Origin of the sequence: Streptomyces sp. NPDC058239 (genome assembly GCF_042882185.1) — a bacterium.
Taxonomy (GTDB): domain Bacteria; phylum Actinomycetota; class Actinomycetes; order Streptomycetales; family Streptomycetaceae; genus Streptomyces.
Map to the genome: position 1 here is coordinate 25699 of NZ_JBHVWS010000001.1, position 25213 is coordinate 50911.

Annotated in this window: 24 protein-coding genes; 11 read left to right on the top strand and 13 right to left on the bottom strand. The window is 70.4% G+C overall.

What is annotated here, in order from left to right; all coding sequences use genetic code 11:
* Positions 1–32: 32 nt before the first annotated feature.
* Positions 33–308, bottom strand: a complete 276-nt coding sequence (locus ACFVYE_RS00135; protein ID WP_383977634.1) for a GlsB/YeaQ/YmgE family stress response membrane protein — start codon at positions 306–308, stop codon at positions 33–35.
* Positions 309–556: 248 nt separating this feature from the next.
* On the opposite strand from ACFVYE_RS00135, the gene ACFVYE_RS00140 reads away from it, so the two are divergent.
* Together ACFVYE_RS00140 and ACFVYE_RS00145 are read left to right on the top strand one after the other, a co-directional pair.
* Positions 557–922 (top strand): DUF3099 domain-containing protein, encoded by a 366-nt coding sequence (locus ACFVYE_RS00140; RefSeq protein WP_389603355.1) that lies wholly within the window; start codon positions 557–559, stop codon positions 920–922.
* Positions 923–1189: 267 nt separating this feature from the next.
* Complete coding sequence (locus ACFVYE_RS00145; protein ID WP_383977628.1) at positions 1190–1450, top strand: hypothetical protein; 261 nt, start codon at positions 1190–1192, stop codon at positions 1448–1450.
* Positions 1451–1487: 37 nt separating this feature from the next.
* On the opposite strand, the gene moaA is transcribed toward ACFVYE_RS00145, so the two are convergent.
* The 3 genes from moaA to ACFVYE_RS00160 all read right to left on the bottom strand — a co-directional run bounded on the left by moaA (position 1488) and on the right by ACFVYE_RS00160 (position 4676).
* The gene (gene moaA / locus ACFVYE_RS00150; protein ID WP_383977625.1) at positions 1488–2477 is read right to left on the bottom strand and encodes a GTP 3',8-cyclase MoaA; all 990 of its coding nucleotides are present in this window, start codon (positions 2475–2477) and stop codon (positions 1488–1490) included.
* A gap of 196 nt (positions 2478–2673) precedes the next feature.
* Positions 2674–4314, bottom strand: a complete 1641-nt coding sequence (locus tag ACFVYE_RS00155; RefSeq protein WP_383959477.1) for a cation acetate symporter — start codon at positions 4312–4314, stop codon at positions 2674–2676.
* A complete protein-coding gene (locus tag ACFVYE_RS00160; RefSeq protein ID WP_383959479.1) occupies positions 4311–4676 on the bottom strand; it encodes a DUF485 domain-containing protein in 366 nt (121 codons plus the stop codon). Before ACFVYE_RS00160 ends, ACFVYE_RS00155 begins: the two co-directional genes overlap by 4 nt.
* Positions 4677–4967: 291 nt before the next feature.
* Here ACFVYE_RS00160 and ACFVYE_RS00165 point away from each other — a divergent pair, with 291 nt between their 5' ends.
* Positions 4968–6503, top strand: coding sequence for a S8 family serine peptidase (locus tag ACFVYE_RS00165; protein WP_389603358.1), 1536 nt, complete (start codon positions 4968–4970; stop codon positions 6501–6503).
* Between the two features lie 105 nt (positions 6504–6608).
* A complete protein-coding gene (locus ACFVYE_RS00170; protein ID WP_389603360.1) occupies positions 6609–8030 on the top strand; it encodes a CoA transferase in 1422 nt (473 codons plus the stop codon).
* Here the strand turns inward: ACFVYE_RS00170 and ACFVYE_RS00175 are convergent.
* The 3 genes from ACFVYE_RS00175 to ACFVYE_RS00185 are packed head-to-tail and all read right to left on the bottom strand — an operon-like array spanning position 8020 to position 10649.
* Complete coding sequence (locus ACFVYE_RS00175; protein ID WP_383959485.1) at positions 8020–9063, bottom strand: zinc-dependent alcohol dehydrogenase family protein; 1044 nt, start codon at positions 9061–9063, stop codon at positions 8020–8022. The genes ACFVYE_RS00170 and ACFVYE_RS00175 overlap by 11 nt on opposite strands.
* A gap of 21 nt (positions 9064–9084) precedes the next feature.
* Positions 9085–9774, bottom strand: a complete 690-nt coding sequence (locus ACFVYE_RS00180; protein ID WP_383959487.1) for a lysoplasmalogenase — start codon at positions 9772–9774, stop codon at positions 9085–9087.
* Positions 9771–10649: a sterol desaturase family protein gene (locus ACFVYE_RS00185; RefSeq protein WP_383959489.1), complete on the bottom strand. Its 879-nt coding sequence runs from the start codon at positions 10647–10649 to the stop codon at positions 9771–9773. Before ACFVYE_RS00185 ends, ACFVYE_RS00180 begins: the two co-directional genes overlap by 4 nt.
* 149 nt (positions 10650–10798) lie before the next feature.
* On the opposite strand from ACFVYE_RS00185, the gene ACFVYE_RS00190 reads away from it, so the two are divergent.
* Positions 10799–13900 carry an NACHT domain-containing protein gene (locus tag ACFVYE_RS00190; RefSeq protein ID WP_389603363.1) on the top strand — a complete coding sequence of 1034 codons (3102 nt, stop codon included), beginning with the start codon at positions 10799–10801 and terminating at the stop codon, positions 13898–13900.
* Here the strand turns inward: ACFVYE_RS00190 and ACFVYE_RS00195 are convergent.
* The 5 genes from ACFVYE_RS00195 to ACFVYE_RS00215 are packed head-to-tail and all read right to left on the bottom strand — an operon-like array spanning position 13897 to position 18828.
* Entirely contained in the window at positions 13897–14610 is a 714-nt protein-coding gene (locus tag ACFVYE_RS00195; protein WP_383959493.1) for a VIT family protein, read from the bottom strand. The genes ACFVYE_RS00190 and ACFVYE_RS00195 overlap by 4 nt on opposite strands.
* 25 nt (positions 14611–14635) lie before the next feature.
* Entirely contained in the window at positions 14636–15859 is a 1224-nt protein-coding gene (locus ACFVYE_RS00200; protein ID WP_383959495.1) for an amidohydrolase family protein, read from the bottom strand.
* Positions 15859–17136, bottom strand: a complete 1278-nt coding sequence (locus ACFVYE_RS00205) for an amidohydrolase family protein (protein WP_383959497.1) — start codon at positions 17134–17136, stop codon at positions 15859–15861. Before ACFVYE_RS00205 ends, ACFVYE_RS00200 begins: the two co-directional genes overlap by 1 nt.
* A 10-nt stretch (positions 17137–17146) precedes the next feature.
* On the bottom strand, positions 17147–18031 hold the full coding sequence (locus ACFVYE_RS00210; protein WP_383959499.1) for an SDR family NAD(P)-dependent oxidoreductase: 885 nt from the start codon (positions 18029–18031) through the stop codon (positions 17147–17149).
* Positions 18028–18828, bottom strand: a complete 801-nt coding sequence (locus ACFVYE_RS00215; protein ID WP_383959501.1) for an acetoacetate decarboxylase family protein — start codon at positions 18826–18828, stop codon at positions 18028–18030. Before ACFVYE_RS00215 ends, ACFVYE_RS00210 begins: the two co-directional genes overlap by 4 nt.
* 142 nt (positions 18829–18970) lie before the next feature.
* On the opposite strand from ACFVYE_RS00215, the gene ACFVYE_RS00220 reads away from it, so the two are divergent.
* The 6 genes from ACFVYE_RS00220 (at position 18971) to ACFVYE_RS00245 (ending at position 24548) form a co-directional block, all read left to right on the top strand.
* Positions 18971–19645, top strand: a complete 675-nt coding sequence (locus ACFVYE_RS00220) for a TetR/AcrR family transcriptional regulator (RefSeq protein WP_383959503.1) — start codon at positions 18971–18973, stop codon at positions 19643–19645.
* A 29-nt stretch (positions 19646–19674) separates the two neighbouring features.
* Positions 19675–20673: a DEDDh family exonuclease gene (locus ACFVYE_RS00225; RefSeq protein ID WP_383959505.1), complete on the top strand. Its 999-nt coding sequence runs from the start codon at positions 19675–19677 to the stop codon at positions 20671–20673.
* 64 nt (positions 20674–20737) lie between these two features.
* The gene (locus ACFVYE_RS00230; RefSeq protein WP_078852816.1) at positions 20738–20971 is read left to right on the top strand and encodes a hypothetical protein; all 234 of its coding nucleotides are present in this window, start codon (positions 20738–20740) and stop codon (positions 20969–20971) included.
* A gap of 71 nt (positions 20972–21042) precedes the next feature.
* Positions 21043–21867 (top strand): SURF1 family protein, encoded by an 825-nt coding sequence (locus tag ACFVYE_RS00235; RefSeq protein ID WP_383959618.1) that lies wholly within the window; start codon positions 21043–21045, stop codon positions 21865–21867.
* 120 nt (positions 21868–21987) lie between these two features.
* Positions 21988–23787 (top strand): glycoside hydrolase family 15 protein, encoded by a 1800-nt coding sequence (locus tag ACFVYE_RS00240; RefSeq protein ID WP_383959507.1) that lies wholly within the window; start codon positions 21988–21990, stop codon positions 23785–23787.
* A gap of 5 nt (positions 23788–23792) precedes the next feature.
* Positions 23793–24548, top strand: a complete 756-nt coding sequence (locus ACFVYE_RS00245) for an SDR family oxidoreductase (RefSeq protein WP_389603368.1) — start codon at positions 23793–23795, stop codon at positions 24546–24548.
* 83 nt (positions 24549–24631) lie between these two features.
* Here ACFVYE_RS00245 and amaP read toward each other — a convergent pair whose 3' ends face one another.
* Positions 24632–25210 (bottom strand): alkaline shock response membrane anchor protein AmaP, encoded by a 579-nt coding sequence (gene amaP / locus ACFVYE_RS00250; protein ID WP_383959620.1) that lies wholly within the window; start codon positions 25208–25210, stop codon positions 24632–24634.
* Between the last annotated feature and the right edge of the window lie 3 nt (positions 25211–25213).

A 25213-nucleotide genomic window follows, 5' to 3' on the forward strand; every position in this document is an offset into this window, starting at 1 on the left:
AGGCCGTCTGTCGGCCCAGGCCGTCTGTCGGCTCAGGCCTTGTGTCTGGTGCCGCGGAACGAGGCCCACAGCATGTCGCCGACACCGACGATGACCACCGCGCCGATCAGCTGGAACAGATGGCGCGTCCAGTCGATGCCCTTGGTGTCGTTGACACCGATCCAGGTGGCGACGGCATTGCCGAGCACGCTGCCGATGATGCCGAAGATCGTCGTCAGCCAGAGTGGGATGTTCTGTTTGCCGGGCAGGATCGCCTTGGCGATCAGGCCGAGCACCAGACCCACGATGATTGCCCACAACCAGCCCATGTCGCCTCCTCGTGCGACGTGATGTCGCGCATGTGCGCCCAGTCTCGGCGCGTGGACCGTACGCCGCATGTCGGACGCGTCCGTACGTGCGGCACGGCTGCCGAAATGCACGAATGCGGCGTGCCCCGGTCTCGAAGCCGTCGCACGCCGGGCGTACGGTGGATGCGGTCCGGTCCGGGGAGCGTCCGGCGCGGGAATGAGGTCTCCTCCGGCCCGCGAGGCGCTGGGGGAAGGGTGGTGGAGACGTGATGCGGAAGCAGAGCGGTGTCGAGGTCTTCCGGATCACGGGGGCCCGGCAGGGGCTCGCGGACGATGTGCGCGGCAGGCAGCGGCGCTATGTGATCTCGATGTCCGTGCGGACGGTTTCGGTGATCCTGGCCGCCGTACTGTGGAACGTCGAGCGGTATGTCGCGATCGTGGCGCTGGCGCTCGGTGTTCTGCTCCCGTACGTGGCGGTGGTCATCGCCAATGCGGGCCGGGAGAACACCCCTTCGCTTCCTTCGACCTTCGTCCCGGCGCCGGTGCGTCCGGCGCTCGACGCGGCGCCCGCGGCCGGATCCGAGCAGTCCGGTCCGGAGGCCGACGGGGCCCGGCGCGGCGGGGAATCGGCATGATCGAACAGGCATAAGCACAGTTGGGGCCGGACCGCACCCAAGGCTCAAGAAAAGCTCAGATCAATCATGAAGTTACGGTGCACCGCACCCCGGTCTGCGTGACATACTTCGTAGGCGCTCCGCATCCCCCGTCGGAGCGACAGACCGACGCCGGGCAGCTCCCCCCGTGGCTGCTCGGCGTCGCTTTTTCGCCGGTTCTCCCGGCAGGGGATGCGTCGGGCGGTCGGCCCGTGGGGCCGGCACAGGCGCTGACCTAGGGTTGAGTCCGTGAACTCCCCCGAATCCGCGGCCGAGAGCGCTGCCGCCGCACCCATCTGTTCCGCCAAGGGCTGCCGTGCCGACGCCGTATGGGTGCTCGCCTGGAACAACCCGAAGCTGCACACCCCGGAGCGCCGTAAGACCTGGCTGGCCTGCGAGGAACACCGGGAGCATCTCTCCTCGTTCCTGGGCGTCCGGGGCTTCCTCAAGGATGTCGTGACGCTGACGGAGTGGGAGTCCGGCGGCGGATCAGGGGCGGACGGGCGCTAGGGCCCCAGGGCCGGGGCAGGACCTGGCCGGACAGGCCTTAGCCGCCGATCGCCGACATCGGCCGCTCGGGCTGCAGGAAGGACGGGTCGTCCAGACCGGATCCGGCCTTCTTTCCCCACATAGCGAGCTTCCAGATCCTGGCGATCTCCTCGTCCGGCGCGTCCGAGCGCAGGGCGCCGCGCAGATCGGTCTCCTCGCGGGCGAACAGGCAGGTGCGCACCTGGCCGTCGGCGGTGAGCCTGGTCCGGTCGCAGGCCCGGCAGAAGGGGCGGGTGACGGAGGCGATGACACCGACACGGTGGGGTCCGCCGTCGACGAGCCAGCGCTCGGCGGGGGCGGAGCCGCGCTCGCCGTCGCCCTCCTCGGTGAGGGTGAAGCGGGTGCGCAACGACTGGAGTATGTCGCCTGCCGTGATCATGCCGTCGCGCTTCCAGCCGTGCTGCGCGTCGAGCGGCATCTGCTCGATGAAGCGCAGCTCGTAGTCGTGCTCGACGGCCCAGGCGAGCAGGTCGGGGGCCTCGTCGTCGTTGAGTCCCGGCATCAGGACGCTGTTGACCTTGACCGGGGTGAGACCGGCGTCGCGCGCGGCTTCCAGGCCGGCCAGCACGTCGTGGTGGCGGTCACGGCGGGTGAGTGTCTTGAAGACGTCGGGGCGCAGGGTGTCCAGCGAGACATTGACCCGGTCCAGACCGGCGGCCTTGAGCGCGGCCGCTGTGCGCTTCAGCCCGATGCCGTTGGTGGTGAGCGACATCTTGGGGCGCGGACTCAGGGCCGCGCATCGCTCGACGATGGAGACGAGCCCCGGGCGCAGCAGCGGCTCACCGCCGGTGAAGCGGACCTCGGTGATGCCGAGCCGGGTGACGGCGACACGGACCAGCCGGACGATCTCGTCGTCACTGAGCAGGTCGGGCTTGGCCAGCCACTGCAGGCCTTCTTCCGGCATGCAGTACGTGCACCGCAGATTGCACCGGTCGGTCAGCGAGACACGCAGGTCGGTGGCGACCCGGTCATAGGTGTCGATGAGCATGTGGGCCCCCTCCCCCAGCAACTTCCGGCTGCGGATCTGGCTCTTCCGGCTGACTTCTCCGAGACTACGCGAGACCTGTGACATCGGAACGGCCCGTTTGCCACGAGGAGCGGCGTGGCCGCGTCGTAGGACTCTACGACGCGGCCACGGAACCGGAGTGACGCGTGGAGCGAACTCCTCGGAAAACTTTCCCCTCTCAGTGCGCCCCGACGCCCGTGAGGGACTTGACCTCCAGCTCGGCGTACTTGCCCTTGTCCGGCTGCTCCTTCGAGAGGAGGGAGCCGATCCAGCCGAGCAGGAAGCCCAGCGGGATGGAGATCAGGCCCGGGTTCTCCAGCGGGAACCAGGCGAAGTCGACGCCCTTGAACATCGACGTCTTCGGGTTGCCCGAGACGACCGGCGAGAACAGCACCAGGAACACCGAGCTCGCCAGACCCCCGTAGATCGACCACAGCGCGCCCTGGGTGGTGAACCGCTTCCAGAAGAGGCTGTAGAGGATCGTCGGCAGATTGGCGGAGGCGGCGACGGCGAAGGCGAGTGCCACCAGTCCGGCGACGTTCATGTCGCGGGCGAAGGCGCCCAGGGCGATCGCGACCGCACCGATGAGGACGGTGGCCCAGCGGGCGGCCCGCATCTCCTCCTTCTCGGTGGCCTTCCCCTTGCGGATGACGTTGGCGTAGATGTCGTGCGCGAAGGAGGACGAGGAGGCGAGGGTGAGCCCTGCGACGACGGCGAGGATGGTGGCGAAGGCGACGGCCGAGATCACGGCGAGCAGCACGGCGCCGCCGGTGGAGCCGACCCCGCCGAGGTACTCGGCGAGCTGCGGGGCGGCCGCGTTGCCGGCCGGGTTCTTCGCCTTGATCTCGTCCGGGCCGATCAGGGCCGCGGCGCCGAAGCCGAGCGCGATCGTCATCAGGTAGAAGGCGCCGATGATGCCGATGGCCCAGTTGACCGACTTACGGGCGGCCTTGGCGGTCGGCACCGTGTAGAAGCGGATCAGGATGTGCGGCAGGCCGGCGGTGCCGAGGACCAGGGCGATGCCGAGGGAGAGGAAATCCAGCTTCGAGGTGCCGGTGGCACCGTACTTGAGGCCGGGCTCCAGGAACGCCGCTCCGTGGCCGCTCTTCGAGGCGGCCGTGCCCAGCAGGTCGGAGACGTTGAAGTTGAACTTCAGCAGCACCAGGAAGGTCATCAGGAGGGCACCGGCGATCAGCAGCACGGCCTTGACCATCTGAACCCAGGTGGTGCCCTTCATGCCGCCGATGGTGACGTACACGATCATCAGTACGCCGACCAGCGCGACGATGAGGATCTTGCCCGCGTCGCTGGTGATGCCGAGGAGCAGGGAGACCAGGACGCCCGCGCCCGCCATCTGCGCCAGCAGGTAGAAGATCGAGACGATGATGGTGGAGACGCCGGAGGCGGTACGGACCGGGCGCTGCCGCATCCGGTAGGCGAGGACGTCGCCCATCGTGTAGCGGCCCGAGTTGCGCAGCGGTTCGGCGACCAGCAGCAGGGCCACCAGCCAGGCGACGAGGAAGCCGATGGAGTACAGGAAGCCGTCGTAGCCGAAGAGGGCGATGGCCCCGGCGATCCCGAGGAACGAAGCCGCCGACATGTAGTCGCCGGAGACGGCGAGTCCGTTCTGGAAGGCGGTGAACTGGCGTCCGCCGGCGTAGAAGTCGGAGGCGCTCTTGGTCTGCCGTCCGGCCCAGACGGTGATGCCCAGGGTCGCGGCGACGAACACGGCGAAGAGCGTGATGATCAGCGGCCGGTGCTCGGTGGTCGAGGAGGCGGCCAGTTGGAGGGCGGGGTGCGAGTGGTACGCGGCGCTCATGCGTCGGCCTCCATACGGGACTTGATGGCCTCGGCCTTCGGGTCGAGCTTCGCGGCTGCGTGGCGCGAGTAGAGCCAGGCGATGAGGAATGTGGTGACGAACTGGGCGAGGCCGAACACGAAGGCCACATTGATGTTGCTGTACACCTTGGTGCCCATGAAGCCGCCCGCGTAGTTGGACAGCAGCACGTACAGCAGGTACCAGAGGACGAAGGCGATGGTCAGCGGGAAGGCGAACGAGCGGTACGCGTGGCGCAGTTCGCCGAACTCCGTGCTCTCCTGCGTCGCGATGAACGCCTCGGTCGTGGTCTCGGCAGGGCGGGTTTCCGCAATGCCCTCGGGCGGCGGTGCATCGGTTGCCACGGAATCTCCTCGCGACGCGGGTGCGGTGGTGGTGGGGACGGTGGATTTCACTGGGGATCCTCGTTATCGGGGGGATGATGCGCCTCCCCCTGACAACGGCACGGAGGGCGCGGCGAAGCGGTTCACCGCGGGTCCGCACTTCTCGAACTCGCTTCTTCGCGGCCGTCCGGCCGAACCGGGTATCCCGAACTCATTGATCAGCAGGGATGATCAGCGATAGCTTCACTCGTCATGTACGCGACTGGGCACACCCCGTGTCCGGTCGACCGGCACGGATGATGTGGAGACCCCATGGCTCATCTGGGATCCAGACGGACGCGCGCACTGACGCTGCCCGTCGGATTGGCACTCACGGCCTCGCTCGGCTTCCTGCCGACGGGCGCCGCCTCTGCCGCACCGGTGGACGCGCAGCCCACGGCGGCGGTGTCGACTGACGGCCCGAAGCTCTCGTACGTGGTCAACACACGGGGCGGTCACGGGACCGTCAAGCAGGTGAAGAAGGCGATAGCCGAGGCCGGCGGCACGGTGGTGATCGCCTATGAGCAGATCGGTGTCATCGTCGTCCACTCGCAGAACCCGGACTTCGCGAAGTCGATCCGCCGGGTCAGGGGTGTCGATTCGGCAGGGGCCACCCGCACCAACCCCATCGTCCCGCAGGCCACCAAGGACATCGGGGTCGAGCAGCCGCTCACCGCCGAGCAGGCGAAGAGCGCGGCTGCGCAGGCGACGGCGGACCAGGATCCGATGGAGCCCCTGCAGTGGGATCTGCCTGCCATCAAGGCGGACCAGGCGCACCGGAAGTCGCTGGGCAGCAGCAAGGTCACGGTCGCGGTCATCGACACGGGTGTCGATGACACCCACCCGGATCTGGCGCCGAACTTCGACCGCGGGGCCTCGGCGAACTGTGTGTCCGGTGCGCCGGACACGACGGACGGCGCCTGGCGTCCGAAGACCGGTGAGAGCGACCACGGCACACATGTCGCGGGCACCATCGCCGCCGCGAAGAACGGCATCGGCGTGACCGGGGTCGCGCCGGGCGTGAAGGTCTCCGGCATCAAGGTGGCGAACCCGAACGGGTTCTTCTACACCGAGTCGGTCGTCTGCGGCTTCGTCTGGGCCGCCGAACACGGCGTCGATGTCACCAACAACAGCTATTACACCGATCCTTGGCTGTTCAACTGCAAGAACGACCCGGACCAGGGCGCCCTGGTCGAGGCCGTCACCCGTGCCACGCGGTACGCGGAGCGCAAGGGCACGGTCAATGTCGCCGCCGCCGGCAACTCGGCCGAGGACCTGGCCGCCGACGAGATCGAGGACACGACCAGCCCGAACGACACCACGCCGGTCACCCGGACGATCGACCCGCGCGAGTGCTTCGACATCCCGACGATGCTGCCGGGCGTGGTGACGGTCTCGGCGACCGGTGCCAAGGGTCTGAAGGCCTCGTACTCGAACTACGGGAACGGTGTCATCGACGTGGCGGCCCCGGGCGGCGACTCGACGGTGTACCAGACGCCCGCACCGCCCGCCACGAGCGGTCTGATCCTGTCCACGCTGCCGGGCGGCAAGTACGGCTACAAGGCCGGTACGTCGATGGCCTCCCCGCACGTCGCGGGTGTCGCGGCCCTGATCAAGTCGACGCACCCGCACGCCTCGGCGGCCGCCGTGAAGGCGCTCCTGACGGCCGAGGCCGACGCCACCGCGTGCGGCGCACCGTACGACATCGACGGTGACGGCAAGATCGACGCCGTCTGCGAGGGTGGCAAGAACCGCAACGGCTTCTACGGGGCCGGTGTGGTGAACGCGCTGAACGCGGTCCGCTGGTAGGTGACACGACGGAGCGGGAGGGGCCCGGAGTCATCGGCCGGCCCCTCCCGCTGCTTGCCCCCTGGTCGCTTCCCGGCTCGTGGCACTCAGTGCCATAGTGCGGGAATGACTCATGCGCGAAAGTCCGGTACGGAGCAGGCCTGGGCGGCGCTCGGCGGTGATCCCGCGCTGCTTGCGCACATCGGGGCGAGCGGCCTGGACGGGCTGCTGCCCGCCCGGCTGCCCGCCATGGAGCTGGCCCGTTCCGCCGTCGCGGTCTGCTCACTGGCCGCCGCCGAACTGGCCGCCCGCCGCACCGCGCGCCCCGTGCCGCAGGTCCTGGTCGATGACGGTGCGGTGGCCACGGCGTTCACGAGCGAGCGCCATCTGCGGATCGACGGGCGCGCACCGACCAACTTCGCCCCGCTGTCCCGGTTCTGGCGCACGGCGGACGGCTGGGTCCGTACGCACGCCAACTACCCGCACCACCGGGCCCGGTTGCTCGCCACGCTGGGGCTGCCCGCGGACACCTCGGACGACATCGCCGTGGACGCCGTCGCCGCCTCGTTCGCCGGGCGCCGGGGACCGGAGATCGAGCGGACGGTGTACGCCGCGGGCGGCCTGGCCGTGGTCGCCCATACGCCCGAGGAGTGGGCGGCCGACCCTCGGGGTGCCGCGGTCGCGGGCACGCCGCTGGTGGCCAGGGACCGTATCGACAGCGCGCCGGTCCGCCGGACGGCGGCGCTCGCCGGTGAACCGCTGCTGCCCGCTGCCGGGTTGCGTGTGCTGGACCTCACCCGGGTCATCGCGGGGCCGGTCGCCACCCGTACGCTCGCGCTGCTCGGCGCGGACGTCCTGCGGATCGACGCCCCGCAGCTCCCGGAGAGCCAGGACGCACACAGCGACACCGGTTTCGGGAAGCGGTCGGCCGACCTGGATCTCGGCAGCCGCTCCGGTACGGCCGCGTTCGACGAGCTGCTGGGCGGTGCGGATGTGGTCGTCATCGGCTACCGGCCCGGGGCGATCGAGCGGTTCGGTCTGACGCCGGAGTCCCTGGCCGCGCGCAGGCCCGGGCTGGTGATCGGGCGAATCTCGGCCTGGGGACACGGGCCATGGGCGCAGCGGCGCGGCTTCGACAGTCTGGTACAGGTGGCCACCGGCATCGCCTCGGCAGAGGCCGCGGCAGGGTCCGAGAACCCGCCCGGTGCGCTGCCCGCCCAGGCCCTCGACCACGGCACGGGCTATCTGCTGGCCGCCGCCGTGCTGCGCGCATTGACCGAGCAGCACGACGACGGCGGCTCCCGGCTGGTCACGCTCTCGCTCGCCCGTACCGCCGCCTGGCTGCTCGACGAGCTGCCCGCCCGGCAGGAACCCGGCGCCGGGGCCGGGAGTTCGTACGACCCGGAGAAGTGGCTCACGGAGACGGACAGCCCGCTGGGCCGGCTGCGTCACGCCCTGCCGCCGGTCGCCTTCGACGGTTCCCCCGCCGACTGGTCGCGCCCGCCCGGCCCGCTGGGGGCGGACGCGACCGCCTGGCTCACGGCTTGATGAGCACCTTCAGCGCCGTCCGGTCGTCCATCGCCTTGTAACCAACGGGGACGTCGTCGAGGCCGATGGTCAGGTCGAAGACGGGCGACGGGTCGATCGTGCCGGACAGCACGTCGGGGAGCAGCTCCGGAATGTACGTGCGCACGGGGGCGACGCCGCCGCGCAGGGCGATGTTCCGGTCGAACATGACGCCGAGGTCCAGGCCGGTGCCGCTGCCGTGCGGCACGCCGACGTAGCCGATGGAGCCGCCGTCGCGGGTGATCCCGACGGCGGTGCGCATGGACTGCTCGGTGCCGACGGCCTCGATCACGGCGTGTGCGCCCTCGCCGCCGAGCAGTTCCCGTACGGCTTCGACGGCCGCTTCGCCGCGCTCGGCGACGACGTCCGTGGCGCCGAAGGTGCGGGCGATGTCCGTACGCACCTGGTGGCGGCCGAGCGCGATGATCCGCTCGGCGCCGAGCCGCTTGGCGGCCATGACGCCGCACAGTCCGACCGCTCCGTCGCCGACGACCGCGACCGTGGTGCCGGGCTTCACGCCCGCGCCGACGGCGGCGTGGTGTCCGGTGCCGAGCACATCGGACAGGGCCAGCAGCGCGGTGAGCAGGTGGTCGTCGGAGGCCGCGGCGGCGGGGAGCTTGACCAGAGTGCCGTCGGCGAACGGGACGCGCACGGCCTCGCCCTGCCCGCCGTCGGAGCCCACCGAGCCCCAGAAGCCGCCCTGCGGGCAGGAGGTGGTCAGGCCCTCCGCGCAGTACGCGCAGGTGCCGTCGGACCAGACGAAGGGCGCGACGACGAGGTCACCGACGGCAAAGCCGGCCACCTCGGAACCCGCCTCCTCGACGATCCCGAGGAACTCGTGCCCGATGCGCTGGCCGGGCTGCCGGGCGGACTCCCCGCGGTACGCCCACAGGTCGCTGCCGCAGATACAGGCCCGCAGAACCCGCAGCACCACATCGGTGGGCTGCTGGATCGACGGGTCCGGCACCTCCTGCACACGTATGTCGTGGGGGGCGTGGATGACGGTGGCGCGCATGCGTGGGGGTCCTTGCTGATCTCAGATACTGATACTCCGCTCACGGTACGCCCCAGGAGTGGCACCGGCCCATTTCGCACCTGGTGCGAGCGCCCCGACAGTCAGCAGGAACTGCGCCGCGATGTAGGTGAGCATGACCCAGAAGTCGGGCGCGGGCAGCTGCGGCCAGTCGGCGATCCCGGTGGCGATGAGCGCGTCGGAGAGAAGGAAGAGCGCCCCGCCGGCAGCCGCGTACCGGCCGAGGGTGCCGGCGCGGTACGCCATCGCCGTGAGCAGCAGGCTGTAGCCGGTCATCGGAATCCGCATGTCCGCCGGCAGCCCGCTCCAGAGCAGCGCGACGAAGGTGGCCAGGACGGCGGCGTACGCGAACCCGACGGGCAGCGAACTGCGGGCACGTCCGAAGAGCCACAGGTAGCAGACGTGACCGGCGGCGAAGGAGCCCATCCCGATGAGGAAGGCGACATCGGCATCGGGCAGCAGCAGCGTGTCGCCGCCCCAGCCGAACAGGAGCGCCGCGATGAGCAGCCGGGGGCCGCGCCGGGCTGCGGCGTAACCGGCCAGCAGCGGCATCAGCAGGGGCTTGGCGACGACGTGGGCGACCGGGACTCCGGCGAGCACGCCGAAGAGGTCGACGGCCGAGGCCACGAGGAAGGCGATGAGCAGCGGGCGCACAAGACGCTCCCGCCGGTCCAGGACGGCGTCGGCGCTCATCCGGTGCGCTCCCGGGCGGGGAGGGCCGTACGGGGGGCCGTTCCGGCCGGCTGCCAGCCGGGCCCGCGGAAGATCCGCCCGGCCCGCTCGCTCCAGTTGCCCGCCGACCGCACGTCGCGGGCGATGGCGGCGTACTCATGGGTGGCGACACGGAGCGGATTGAATGTGTCGATGTTCTTGGTGAGACCGAACACGGGCCGCTCCGTCTCGGCGGTGAAGGACCCGAAGAGCCGGTCCCACAGGATCAGGATGCCGCCGAAGTTCCGGTCCAGGTAGCCACCCTGCGATGCGTGGTGCACCCGGTGGTGGGAGGGCGTGTTCAGTACGTACTCGAAGGGCCTGGGGAGCTTGTCGATGCGCTCCGTGTGCACCCAGAACTGGTAGACGAGGTTCGCCGACGAGCAGAAGGCGAGCGCGGCCGGATGGACACCGCAGGCGATGAGCGGCACATAGAACGGCCAGACGGTCAGCGACGTCCAGGGCTGGCGCAGCGCGGTGGAGAGGTTGAACTTCCGGCTGGAGTGGTGGACCACATGGCAGGCCCAGAGGATCCGGATGACGTGGTGGCCCCGGTGCGACCAGTAGTAGAAGAAGTCCTGCGCGAGCAGCATCAGCAGGACGGTCCACCACAGCACGGGGACGCGGAGCGGCGTCAGCTCGTAGACCGCGGTGTAGATCGCGACGATGGGCACTTTCCACAGCAGGTCGAAGACCAGGCTGCCGAGCCCCATGGTGATGCTGGTGACGGCGTCCTTCGCCTCGTACCCGGCGGCTTCGTCATCGGGGTGGAAGTGGTGGAGGGCCATTTCGAGGACAGTGAGCAGGACGAAGGCCGGTATGGACCAGAGCACGACATCGGGCAGGTTCGGCGGCATGCGAGCACCGTAGAGCCGCAGGTCGGCCGGGGACTAGACGTTGTTACCAACAAGTATGCGAGACATGGTGTCAGCAGTCTTTGGTGACTTCTGCCAATGCGGGCGTCGTACGATCCCTGTACTGGAGCTTCCATGGGGGAGGAACTGCCGTGCAGGGTCTGGAAGTTGCGATGCTCCGGCTGGCCACTACGGTGATCGGCACCGTCGCCAAATCGCTGGTGACGCCGAAGCCCGGCGCGGGCCTGGTCCCGGACCCGGTGCGCCCGCTCCCCCGCCCGGCGAAGCCGGACCGTCTGGCGAAGGTGCTCGGCGGGCGACTGGCCCAGTCGTACGCCGGAGTGCCGGAGCACGAGCGGCTGGCCGCCGTGGAAGCGGTACGGGACACCTTCGCGGCAGCGGGCGAACTGACGGTGGACCGGCTGTTCGCCGTGGACCTGGAGCCCGAACGGCTGCGCGCCGAGCTGTCGGCGCCCGCCGCGGGCCTCTCGGAGCGTGCGGTCGAGCTGTACGAGGAACTGCTCGGCCGGTGCTGCCTTCATGTCGTGGAGCAGCTGACCGCCCAGCCGTCGTTCGCGGCGCGGGCGGCGGTGGAGCAGGTCCGCGCGGCGGAGCGGACGCGGGAGCTGGTGGAGGACGTCCGGGCCCGGGTGGGCCCGCGCCCGGACGCGGCGGCGCTGGACTTCGAGCGGCGGTACGCGGAGTTCGTGGCCGCGGCGAACAGCCGGATGGGGTTGTTCGGGCTGACGCTGGGGCGCTCGGCGAGTGAGTGGCCGTTGGAGACGGCGTACATCAGTCTGGCGGTGAGTTCCCACGACACCGGTCCGCAATGGTGGGAGCTGTCCACGCCGGACCGGGTGACGGTCAGGGCCGAGCAGGCTCTCCTGGAGACCAACCGGCTGCTCCTGCGCGGCCCGGCGGGTTCCGGGAAGAGCACGCTGGTGCAGTGGCTGGCGCTGAATGCCGCACGCCGCACGTTCGACAGCGAGCTGATGGACTGGAACCGCTGCGTACCGTTCGTCCTGCGGCTGCGCGCCTTCACGTCGTACGGGACCCTGCCCGCCCCGGACGACTTCCTGCGCGCGACCGGTGTTCCGCTGCACGGCTCGGCGCCTGCCGGGTGGGCGGACCGGCTGCTGACCGAGGGCCGGGCGCTGGTCCTGGTCGACGGGGTGGACGAGGTCCCGATGCGGCTGCGCAACCGGACCGAGCGCTGGCTCAAGGACCTGATCGCGGCGTACCCCCAGGCCCGGTACGTGGTGACGACCCGGCCGTCCGCCGTCCCGGACGGGTGGCTGGGGCAGCAGGGCTTCGTCGCACACTCGCTGCTGCCGATGGAGCGGGACGACATCCGCGCGTTCATCGGGCACTGGCACGACGCGGCGAGGGCGGAGTGCCTGTCCGACGACGATCGGGAGCAGCTCGACACGTACGAGGGCTCGTTGCGGCGGGCGGTCGGAATGCGCCGGGATCTGGGCCGGCTGGCGACCAATCCTCTGATGTGCGCGCTGCTGTGCGCGCTGAACCGGGACCGGCGGACGCAGCTGCCGCGCGCCCGCAAGGAGCTGTACGACGCGGCGCTGGACATGCTTCTCGTACGCCGGGACACCGAGCGCGAGATCGTGGGCGTGGAGGGCGTCGACCTGACCCGGGAGGAGCAGACCGCGCTGCTGCAGCGGTTGGCGTACTGGCTAATCCGTAACGGGCAGGTGGAGGCGGATCGCGAAGAGGCCGTCGCGATGGTGGCGGAGTGGCTGCGGGCGATGCCACAGGTGCGGGGCACGGCGGAGCAGGTGTTCGCGCACCTGTTGATCAGGAGCGGGCTGCTGCGCGAACCGGCGCCGGGCGCCGTGGACTTCGTGCACCGGACGTTCCTGGACTACCTGGGCGCGAAGGCGGCGGTGGAGGCGCGGGACTTCGGGGTACTGGTGCGCAATGCGGACGATGACGGGTGGGACGACGTGGTGCAGATGGCGGTGGGGCATGCGCGGGTGGACGAACGGGCCGTGCTGCTGAGTAAGTTGCTGCATCGTTCCGAGGAGGAGCCGGAACACCGCCATCGTCTGGTGCTGCTGGCGGCGGCGAGCCTGGACCATGCGCCGGAGCTGCATCCTGGTGTGCGGTCCGAGGTCCAGGCGCGGACGGAGGAGCTGCTGCCGCCGCTGGATCTCGAGGACGCCGACGAGCTCGCCAAGGCGGGTGAGCTGGTGCTGGACCTGCTACCGAAGCCCGGCAACCTGAGCGAGGGGACTGCGGCCGCGATCGTACGGACGGCGGCACTGATCGGGGGAGATGCCGCGTTCGAGGTGATGGTCGGGTTCAGAGAGGACGAGCGACCGGAGGTCTCCCGTCAACTGGCCGAGGGCTGGGGCACCTTCGTGGCCGAGGAATACGCCCGGGAGGTGCTGTCCGCCAGTTCCTGGACCAGGTCATATCTGTACGTTCACAGGCCCGATCAGCTCAGCGCGCTGCCCCACACGCGTGGGGCCCGGCGGATTCACCTGAGCGGCGACCATTGCGATCTCGCCCCCCTGCTTCTGCTGGATGCCCCGGAAGCACTCTTCCTGTACGACAACCATGCACTGACGAACCTCTCCGTCCTGGCCTCTGTGCCCTCGCTGACCGACGTGGGGCTCAGCCGCTGTTCACGGGTGCAGGACCTGAGCCCTCTGGCCGGCCCCGCACTGAGGAGCCTCCTGCTGTACGAGATCAACCCCGAGGTCTCCATCGAGCCGCTGCGCGACATGACGGGGCTCAAGGACTTCACGGCTCAGCAGCCTCTACTCATCGAGAGCGTGGGCGAACTGCCCATCGGCCCTCAGCTCGTCAACCTCGGGCTCTCCCGTCAGACCCGGTATCTGAGTCTCGACGGCATCGAGCGCTGGCCGCACCTGGACTCGCTCACGGTCGGGGGCCCGACCCAGCTCCTCCAGTTGGAACGGCACCCCACCCTCTGCATGCTCACGGGACTGGGAGTGCACGAGGTCGATCACTTCGACCCTCGGCTGATTCCCGCCCTTACCGGGCTGCAGCGGCTCTTCCTGTTCCGCTGCGGAACCGTCGGCGATCTGACTCCCCTGCGCGACCTGCCCGGCCTCACCTCGCTCCGGCTGAGCCACTGCGCCCAGGACGCTCCCCCGATCGATCTGAGCCCGCTTGCCGGAATCAAGCGCCTCACTGTCACGCTGCTGGACAGCACCCGGGCCACCGGCACCGAACTCTTCCCGCCCGAGCGCATCATCCGCCGCTCCTAAACCCCCACCGCCCCCAACAACTGCCCCGCGGCATATGTAACCGCCATCGCCACCGCCCCGCCGCCCATGTTCCGCAGCACCGCGGGCCCCGGCGTCGCGTCCCCCAGCCGTGCGCTCCACCAGCCCGTCAGTGCCAGCGCCGCCAGTACCGACAGCACGGTGATGATCAGCCGCAGCGACGCCGGGGGCAGCACGATCGCCAGCAGCGGCAGCAGCGCGCCCGCCGTGAACGCGAGGAAGCTCGCCCCCGCCGCATGCCACGGGTTCGTCAGCTCGTCCGGGTCGATGCCCAGCTCGACCTCCGCGTGGGCACGCAGCGCATCGCGTGCGGTGAGCTGGAGGGCGGCCTCGCGGGCGACATCCCGGCTCAGCCCCTTGCCCTCCAACAGACCTGTCAGCTCGGCGAGTTCGGCCTCCGGAGCCTCCGCCAGCTCCCGTTTCTCCGTCGCCAGCGCGGCCTTCTCCGAGTCGCGCTGGGTGGAGACCGATACGTACTCGCCCGCCGCCATCGACATGGACCCGGCCAGCAGCCCGGCCAGGCCTGCCGTGAGCAGAGCGCCGCGGTCGCCGGTGGCGCCGGCCACGCCGACGACCAGGCCCGCGGTGGAGACCACACCGTCGTTGGCACCGAGGACCGCGGCACGCAGCCAGTTCAGCCGCGTGCCGAGCCCGTTGCCGTGCGCTTCGTCATGCGCCTGGGTATCCGTCACCCGGGGATGGTCTCACCCGGCCCCGTCACCAGACACGTACCGACCCGCCCGGCGCGAAGGCGGGGCTGGTCGCGTCCGGCGGAACCTCCTTCAGCGGCTCGGCGATCTCTTCGACCGTCGGGCCGACCCCGGCCGCGATGCGGTCGAGCGCCGCCAGGTCGAACCCGTAGACGCGCGCGGCGTTGCCGCCGGTCATCGCCGCGATCTCCTCGGGCGGCAGTCCCGCGTACGCAATCCTCAGGCCCTGCCGTGAGTACGGGGCAGTGCCCTCGTCGTGCGGGTAGTCGCTGCCCCACATGATCTTGTCGAGGCCGATCCGGTCGCGCAGCGGCACCTCGTGGGGCCGCATGAAGCTGGCGCCTACGAAGCAGTTGTCGCGCCAGACCTCACTGGGGCTGTTCCCCATCGAAGCAGCCAGTCCCGCACCGAACTTGGACTCGGCGGTGGATGCCCGGGCCGCCGCCGCGACCAGCCGTCCGTGGTAGTAGTCCAGCATCTCCACGACACCCGGGATCCAGCCGGAGCCCTGCTCGGTGAGGACCAGTTTCAGCCCGGGGTGGCGGCGGAACGCTCCGCCGAAGACCAGGTGCCACAGCGCCCGGTGCGAGAACCAGGTCGTCTCCACCATGAAGACGGCGCGGGCGGCCGGTTCGTCGCCGAGCGGCGGGGAGGCCGAGCCGCCGTGGTGGTTCACCGGTACGTCCAGTTCCTCGCAGACCGCCCACAGCGGGTCGTACACCTGCGAGTACAGCTCAGGAATGCCGGATCCGGGCGGGGCGCCGGGCAGCAGGATGCCGCCGGTCAGGCCCGCAGCCTTGATGCGGCGGACCTCGCGGACCGCCTCCGCCGGGTCGTTGAGGAGGATCTGTGCCACACCCGCGCGCCGGCCCGGTACCTGCGCGCAGAAGTCGGTGAGCCAGCGGTTGTGGGCGCGCAGGCCGGCCCAGCGCTGTTCGTACTCCGTCTGCGACGGCGCGGGCGCCATCAGGGAGGCGGAGGGGAAGAACGGCGGGATGGTGTTGGGGAAGACGACCTCCGCGACGATGCCGTCCGCCTCCAGCTCCGCGACACGGCGTGCGGAGTTCCAGTTGCGGTCGGCGGTGTCGGCGAGGAGGTCCTCGTACGGATTGACGTAAGTCGCCGCCCACGCGTCGAAGTCGTCGTGGTACTTCGCTTCCAGGTAGGGCCTGTAGTCGAGGAGATCGGCTCCGGCATGGCAGTCGGCGGAAATGACCGTGTAGCGGTCCATCACTGAACCCCCAGGACCGGGAAGTCATGATCGGTCAGCCAGTGCCGACCGACCTCGCGCGAGCGCGCCCAGGACGCCTCGACCTCCCTCTGGTCGGCGCTCTGGCCCAGGTCCTCGGGTGTGGGGCCGATGCGCTCGGCGATCGGGGCGAGCTTCGCCGTGTCGAAGCCGAAGACCTCGGCCGCGGCGAGGCCCAGCATGCGCCGGGTCTCGGACACCGGGATGTCGTGGAAGGTGTTGCGCAGCCAGTTCGCGGTGTTCGGCCAGGTGCCTTCGGGGTGCGGGAAGTCGCTGCCCCACAGGATGTTGTCGACGCCGATCTCGTACCGCTGGGCGAGTTCGCGGCGTTTGGTGTTGGTGGCGCAGATGAAGACCTGGCGGTCGAGGTACTCGTGCGGGGGCCGTTTCAGTTCGGCGAACGGGGAGAGTTTCTTTCCGCCGTGGGCGCCGAGGTAGAGCCGGTCCATGAACCAGAGGAGGTTCGGCAGCCACCAGCAGCCGGACTCGGCGACGCCGAACCTCAGCCCGGGATGGCGTTCGAAGGCGCCCGACCAGAGCAGGAACCAGAGCGGGCGGGAAGGCCACCAGGTGACCTCGGAGACGTAGATCCCGAGATGGTCGCCGTACTCGTGGCGCGGGGCCGCACCCGAGTGGGTGACCACCGGCATGGCCGTCTCGGCGGCGGCCGCCCACACGGGGTCGTAACGACGGTCGTGGTACGGGGCCTTGTCCACCCACATGGAGGGGATCATGAGCGCGCCGAGTCCGGACTCCTTCGCCCGGTGGATCTCCGCGACGACCCGGTCCACCTCTCCGGTGACGGGCAACAGGGCGACCCCGCAGTGGCGTTCGGGGTTCTGCGAGACGAATTCGGCGAGCCAGCGGTTGTGGGCCTGCGCGCCCGCCATGCCCAGTTCCGGGTCCTGATCGCCGGAGAGCCCGAGGCCCACGCCGAACGGGGCGGCGGTCCGGCTGTCGACGGCGTCCGCGTCGGGAAAGACGACCTCGGCCGCCACCCCGTCGCCGTCGAGCTCCTTGAGCCGCTGTGCGGCGTCCCAACCGCCCCTCAGCCCTTCCTCGTTGTCGTGGAACCACTTGTCGGCGAAGGCCTCGTTGCGTACACCGAGGCGGGTCATCTCCTCGCGGCGGCGGTCGCGCCCGGCGAGGAAGTCGTCGAAGTCCCGGTGGAAGCGGGGGTCGAGATAGGGCCGGTACTCCTCGGTGGGCAGCCCGGCGTGGCAGTCGGAGGAGATGATCAGGTACGGGTCGTCGGTCATCGCTCGCTCCTCAGTCGAGTATGAAGCTCTCCAGGTACGACGGATTGGTCCGGTCGAGCATCGACTGCGACCTGGCGCGGATCTGCCGGTCGCTGTGCTCGCTGTCCGGCAGCATCCAGAAGCGGTCGGCGCGTATCCCGTCCACGACGGTCCCCGCGACGTCCTCCACCGGGGTGAACTCCACCTCGTGGCCCGCCGCCCGCATGGCGGACTCCCACTGGCCGAGGCTGCGGTACGGGGTCCTGCGCGGGCGCTCCTTGGCGTACCGCTCCGGCCGGTTGCGGTGCGACTCCCACAGCCCGGTACGGAGCATGTGCGGGCCGGGAAAGAGCACCGAGGCGCCGACTGCCGAGCCCTCCGCCTTCAGATGCGCGTAGAGCGACTCGGTCATCGTGACGACGGCGGACTTGGTGACCGCGTAGACGGAGGCGGTGGGCAGCGGGGCGATGCCGCCGTCGCCGGACGAGGTGTTGACGACCCGGCCGGGGTCGCCGCCCTCGATCATCCGGGGCACGAAGGCCTGGACGCCGTGGAAGACGCCCCACACATTGACGGCGAACGCCCACTTCCAGTCGTTCGGCTCGTGCTCCCACATCCGGCCCTCGGCGCCGGATCCGACGCCCGCGTTGTTGCACAGCACATGGACGGCGCCGAACGTGTCGTACGCGGCGTCGGCGAGAGCCTGCACGGAGTCCCGCTCGCTGACGTCGACCACCCGCGCCAGCACCTGCGCACCGTCCTCGCGCAGCTCCCCCGCCGCCTTGTCGAGCGCGCCCTCCTCCACGTCGGCGAGGACGACCTTCAGCCCCTCGGCAGCGAACCTGCGTGCCATCGCGAGGCCGATGCCGCTCGCGGCGCCGGTGACGACGGCGACCTGGCCCTCCTCCAGTCTCATCGGACGCTTCCTTCCGGCGGGCCGTCGTGGATCTGCTGCGGGTCGTCGTAGCGCTGGTGGATGTACGGCAGCAGGGCCCCGGCGCTCACCCGCTCCACGGCCCTGCCCTGCTGGTCGCTGGTCTTCTCGCCGATGGTGAGGTCGACCAGCCGTCGTACGGGGAGGTCGGCGACCGGGTCGTACATCGACTCGCGCAGCACCACATCGCCCGAGATGCGTTCCAGTCTGCGGACCTTCTCGTGACGGGTGCAGTGGATCAGGACGGGGTCGGAGTCGAAGCCCTCGCCGTCCACCGCGGGCAGGAATTTGAAGTAGAAGTCGAGCTTGGTCGTCGGTCGGGGCAGCGGGAGCGGCCCGCTGACCGCGCCGCGCACCTCGACGAACGCGATGCCGTGCCGGGCGAGCGCGGCCCGGACGACGAGGCCGTCGCGTTCGACGGTCACCTCGCCGAGCTTCTTCGGTTCGCCGAACACCTCACGGCCGCCGATCAGAGCCCGTTCATGGGTCATCGGCATGACGAGCGGATACCAGCCCTCGTGGCCGTCGTGGACGGCGGCGACGGCGACGGAGCCCGCACCCAGTGGGTAGCCGGGGAGTTCGACCGTACTGATGTTGGCCCGGACGAGCGGGCGCTGCGCGGGTTTGAGGGGCGGCGGGAGGACGGCCGCCACCGCGTCGGGGTCGCTCTCCCAGAGGGCCACCACACCGGTGGACCAGATGTCGGGGAGTGTGGAGCGGGCCGCGCGGGCCGCCGCGATCTCGGCCTCGGTGCGCGCGCCGTACCGTACACGTGCCATGCCGTACCACCCTTTCTCGATCGTCCGTGAATCGGTTCTCCGTGTCTCGGTTCTGCGTGCCGGTCCTGTAACACAGTTACACCGACGTCGATGAAGGGTAAATAGGCATGCATGTAACGGAGTTCGAGAATCAAGGAGCGCTGTGGCGCGATCGTCACTGACCCGCGAAGAGGTCCTGGACACGGCCGGCGCCCTGGTGAAGCGGCACGGCCCGCAGGCCCTCACCATGCGCGGCCTCGCCGCGGAACTGGGCACCGCGGTCACGTCGATCTACTGGCACGTCGGCAATCGTGAATCGCTGCTGGACGCCCTCGTCGAGCGCACCGTGCAGGAGATGGGCACTCTCCGCCCGGCCGGCCGGACCCCGGCGGCCCGTATCGTCTCCGTCGCCCGCGGCCTGCGCCGCGAACTGCGGTCCAGGCCGCATCTGATCGCGATGGTCCACGAACGAGGGCTCACCGAGCGGATGTTCCTCCCCGCGCAACAGGCCCTCGTCCACGAGGTGCACGCCGCGGGGCTGCGCGGGGCGCGGGCGGCGGCAGCGGTGCGGGCGGTGCAGTTCCAGACCGTCGGCTTCCTGCTCGTCGAACGCAACCGGGAGCGGTCCCCCGTCCAGTCACCCGGCGAGGGCGATCTGTGGGCCGCGTCCACCGCGGACGACGACCCGGCACTGGCCCGCGCACTGACCCGGCCCGCCGACCCGGACCGGCTGTTCGCGGATTCCGTGCGGGCCCTGGTGGAGGGGCTGCTGGCGGGCCCCGTACAACAGGGGTCGCGCCGCGGAACCGGCATGCGGGGGCGGGAGACAGCCGAATAGGAGACTGTCAGTCGCGGCCCGTATTCTCTGTGACCATGCTCGACGACCGCCAGACCGCAGCACCGTGGCCGACCGCCTACCCGCAGGGGTACGCGGTCGTCGACGTGGAGACCACCGGACTCGCACGGGACGACCGGATAGTGTCCGCTGCCGTCTACCGCCTGGACGCGCAGGGCAATGTCGAGGACCACTGGTACACCCTCGTCAACCCTCAGCGTGATCCCGGTCCTGTCTGGATCCACGGGCTGACCAGTGATGTCCTCGAAGGCGCTCCGCTCTTCCCGGAGGTCGCCGCCCAGCTCTCCGAGCGGCTCGCGAACCGCGTGCTCGTCGCGCACAACGCGGCTTTCGACTGGTCGATGCTGGCCCGGGAGTACGCACGGGCCTCGGTCACCGCCCCCGTCGAGCAGCGGCTGTGCACCATCGCGCTCTCCAAGGAGCTGCGGCTGCCGCTGCCCAACCACAAGCTGGAGTCGCTGGCCGCGCACTTCGGAGTCGTGCAGCAGCGCGCCCACCACGCCCTGGACGACGCCCGGGTGCTGGCCGAGGCGTTCCGGCCGAGTCTGCATGCGGCGGCGCGGGGCGGGGTGCGGCTGCCGTTGCTGGAGTGCCGGCCACTGACCGAGTGGTCGGACTCCCCGGTCACACCGCGGGTCGGCTACCAGGCTTCGTACGGTCAGAACAGCTGGCGCCCCTCGCGCAAGCGTCCGGCGTGCCCGTATCCGAACCCCGGGCGGTACGAGAAGGACAAACCTCTCATGCAGGGCATGCGGGTGGCGTTCTCGGGGGACACCTCCGTCGACCGCGAGCTGCTGGAGGACCGGGCCGTGGAGGCCGGTCTGCACGTGGCGACCAGTGTGTCCCGGCTGACCAGCCTGCTCGTCACCAATGACCCGGACTCGGCGACGTCGAAGACGGTGAAGGCGAAGTCGTTCGGCACACCGGTTCTGGACGAGAGCGCGTTCACCCATCTGTTGCGCGATGTGGCGCCGGCGTCGGCGCGGGCGGCCGCGCCGTCATCGGAGTGAACCGGGGGCGACTCGCCCGCCCGCCGCTCGCCCGCCGCCGCCCTTGCGTCCCAACCTGTGGCGCATGGCACGTTGCGAGGTTTGTGGAAACGACTACGGCATGTCCTTCGAGGTGCACGCGCAGGGCGCGGTGCACGTCTTCGACTGCTTCTCCTGCGCCATTCACCGCATGGCGCCCATCTGTGAACACTGCAGGGTCCAGGTCATCGGCCAGGGAGTCGAGGTCGACGGGCACTGGTTCTGCGGCGGTCACTGCGCCCGCGCCGAGGGGAAGGTGGGCATCATCGACAAAGTCTGACCACCGGCCGCCGCGCACCCTTCCCCCACCCCTCCGCGATGCACCCCATGACGCAGTTGTACCGTCATGGGGTGTACCGCTTCCTGTTGACCCGGCAGTGGCTGATCCTCGCCCTCCTCTCCCTCGTCCTGATTCCCACGATGGTCGAGCTGGGCTTCTGGCAGCTGCACCGGCATGAGCACAAGGTCGCGCAGAACTCTCTGATCTCCCACAACCTCAAGGCAAAACCGGTTCCGGTCGCCTCGCTCACCTCTCCGGGTCACACGGTCCCGCGCTCCGACTACTGGCGGGCGGTGACGGCCACGGGTACGTACGACACCGCGCACGAGGTGGTCGTACGCCGCAGGACCTCGACCGACGGCCGGATCGGTGTCCATGTACTGATCCCGCTCGACCTCAAGGGCGGCGGCACGGTCCTGGTCAACCGCGGCTGGGTACCCTCCGCCGACAGCCAGCGCGCCTTCCCCGACGTACCGGCCGTGCCCAGGGGCGAAGTGACCGTCACCGGGCGGCTCAAGGCCGACGAGACGACGAGCACCAGCGGCATCAAGGACATCTCGGACCTGCCGGACCGCCAGGTGATGCTGATCAACAGCGCCCAGGAGGCCAAGAGGCTCTCCCGGCCCGTGCTCGGCGGCTACATCGAGCAGACCGGACCCGAGCCCTCCGGCGACTCCCCGGAACTGATCGCGGCTCCCGACGACAGCTCGATCGGCCCGCACATGGCGTACGCCGTGCAGTGGTGGCTCTTCGCCGCCGGTGTCCCGGTCGGCTTCGTGGTCCTCGCCCGCAGGGAGAAGCGCGACCGGGTGGAGGCCGCGGCCAAGGCCGCCGACGAGGAGCAGGATGCCTCCGAGACGAAGAGGCCGGAGCAGCCGGAACCCGCGACGGCCTGACACCGGCTCCGCCGAGGTGCCGGCGAGCTGCCCGAGAGCCGGCCTCGGCTGTCCGTCGGAGTGACCCCCATCTCTCCTGGAACTGCTTAGCGGGGCCCAGGTTCGGGAACACGCCAGAACGTGACCCCACGCATCGAGGACTATGCCCTCATCGGCGATCTGCAGACAGCCGCCCTGGTCGGCAGGAACGGTTCTGTCGACTGGCTGTGCCTGCCCCGCTTCGACTCGGGCGCCTGTTTCGCGGCCCTGCTCGGCGACGAGGACAACGGCCACTGGCGGATCGCCCCGAAGGGCGCGGACACCTGCACCCGGCGCGGCTATGCGGGTGACTCCCTCGTCCTGGAGACCTTCTGGGAAACGCGCACCGGCACGGTCAAGGTCATCGACTTCATGCCGCAGCGCGACCAGGAACCCGATGTCATGCGGATCGTCGAGGGCATCAGCGGGACCGTCGACATGAGTTCCGTGATCCGGCTGCGCTTCGACTTCGGCTCGGTCGTACCGTGGGTGCGCCGCTCGCAGGGGCACCGGGTGGCGGTCGCGGGACCGGACTCGGTCTGGCTGCGCAGCGAGCCGCCGGTCAGAACGTGGGGCCAGCAGTTCTCCACCTGTTCGTCGTTCACCGTCTCCGAGGGCGAACAGGTGGCGTTCGTCCTGACCTGGCACCCCTCGCACTCGCCCCGCCCCGATCTCGTCGACCCGTTCGGGGCGCTGAGGAGCACCCTGTCCGACTGGACGGAGTGGTCCGCGCAGTGCAAGTACCGGGGCCCGTACCGGGAGGCGGTGATCCGCTCGCTGATCACGTTGAAGGCGCTCACCTTCGGCCCGACCGGCGGCATCGTGGCGGCTCCCACCACCTCGCTGCCCGAGGAGATCGGCGGCGTACGGAACTGGGACTACCGTTTCTGCTGGCTGCGGGACTCCACCCTCACCCTCGGTGCCCTCATCTCGGCCGGTTATCTGGAGGAGGCCGCCGCCTGGCGGGACTGGCTGCTGCGGGCCGTTGCCGGGGACCCGGCCGACCTGCAGATCATGTACGGCCTGGCGGGCGAGCGCAGACTGCCCGAGGCGGAGCTGCCGTGGCTGAGCGGGTACGAGAACTCCAGCCCGGTCCGGACCGGTAACGCCGCGGTCCGCCAGCGTCAGCTCGATGTGTACGGAGAGGTCATCGACTCGTTGCGGCTCGCGCGCGAGGCCGGCCTGGACGACAAGCCTCACGCCTGGAATCTTCAGCTCAGCCTGCTCGGCTTCCTGGAGTCCACCTGGCGCGAGCCGGACGAGGGGCTGTGGGAGATCCGAGGCCAGCGCCGCCACTTCGTGCACTCCAAGGTGATGGCCTGGGTCGCCGCCGACCGTGCCGTACGCACCCTGGAGAAGAACCCTGCGCTGGCCGGCGACGCCGAGCGGTGGCGGGTGATGCGGGACGCCGTGCACCGGGAGGTGTGCGAGAAGGGGTTCGACCCGGTACGGAACACCTTCACGCAGTCCTACGGCTCCCGGAATCTGGACGCCGCGACGCTGCTGATCGCCCGGACCGGGTTCCTGCCGCCGGACGATCCCCGGATGATCGGGACGGTCGACGCGGTCCGGGACGAGCTGGGCAGCGGCTGCCTGGTCCGCCGCTACAGCACGGACGGCAGCTCGATCGACGGGCTGCCCGGCAGCGAAGGGGCCTTTCTGGCGTGCTCGTTCTGGCTGGCCGACGCCCTGCGCCTGACCGGGCGCGCCGAGGAGGCCAGAGAACTCTTCGAGCAGCTCCTGGGGCTCTGCAACGATGTGGGGCTGCTCGCCGAGGAGTACGACATCGTCGGGCACCGGCAGCTCGGCAACTTCCCGCAGGCGTTCAGCCACATCGGACTGGTGGGCACCGCCATGGCGCTGGCCGGGGAGGACACGATGGAGGGCGACACGGCAGGATAGGGCCCATGGATCTTGGACTGAAGGACCGTGTGTACATCGTCACCGGAGCGAGCCGAGGGCTGGGCAATGCCACGGCGCGGGCGTTGGCCGAGGACGGCGCGAGGGTGATCATCACCGGCCGGGACGAGAAGCGCGTCGAGGCGGCCGCCGCCGAGCTGGGGCCGGACGCCGTCGGCCTCGCCGCGGACAACGCCGACCCCGCCTCCGCGCAGCGTCTGGTGGACAGCGCGCACGAGCGTTTCGGCCGGCTCGACGGCATTCTCATCAGCGTCGGCGGACCGGCACCCGGCTTCGTCGCCGACAACACCGACGAGCAGTGGCAGTCGGCCTTCGAGTCGGTGTTCCTGGGCGCGGTACGCCTCGCCAGGGCCGCGGCGGCCACGCTCGGCGAGGGCGGAGTCATCGGCTTCGTACTCTCCGGCTCCGTGTACGAGCCGATCGCCGGGCTGACGATCTCCAACGGTCTGCGCCCCGGCCTGGCCGGTTTCGCCAAGTCCCTGGCCGATGAGCTCGGCCCCCGGGGCATCCGCGTGGTGGGGGTGCTGCCGGGCCGGATCGGCACGGACCGGATGCGTGAGCTGGATGCGCTCTCGGGCGATTCGGAAGCCTCTCGTACGGCCAATGAGGCAGGTATTCCGCTGCGGCGCTACGGCACTCCGGAGGAGTTCGGCAGGACCGCGGCGTTCCTGCTCTCGCCTGCGGCGTCCTACGTGACGGGCATCATGCTGCCGGTCGACGGCGGCTCCCGGCACGGCTTCTGAACCGGCCCGCTCCGCCCTGGATCGCCGGACGGGTTCGACTCCTCAGGCCCCTCCGGCGATCGGGGACACCCTGACAGCAGCCGTCAACTCACCCTTTCGGCACGGTGCTTGACCGCCCTCAACCGCACCTCGGCCGGGAGTTCCGCCAGCCCGGCCGAATCCCGCGCATGGGCCAGTGCCTCGTCGGTGAGGCGGCCGAGCGCCTCGTCCGGCGCCGCGTGCGGCTCCATCAGCAGGCGGATCCTGGCGTGCGGCGAACTGCGCCGGCCAGTCAGCACGACCTGGGCGCGAGCCACCCCGTCCAAGGTCCCCGCCTCATCGGCGAGCACCCCCTCCAGGGCCCGGCCCCGCAGGAGCGCGCCCTCGCCGTCGCCGCTGTCCACCAGCACCTCGGCGAGACGGGCGCGGCGCAGCTGGGCCAGCAGCCACCACAGGGCGAGGACGACCACGACGGCCAGGACCGCGATCACCGTCGGCCACCACCAGCCCTCGCCGCGCCAGCGGTCCCGGTCGGCCACGCTGAGGAGCACATCGCCCTTGCCGTACCAGGGCCACCAGGACGGTACGGAGAGGCCGAGCCCGGCCGCGAGCACCGCACCGCCGCCACAGATCAGCACCAGCCCGGCCAGGCCGAGCAGTACCCGGTTGACGGTCCTGAGCAACGG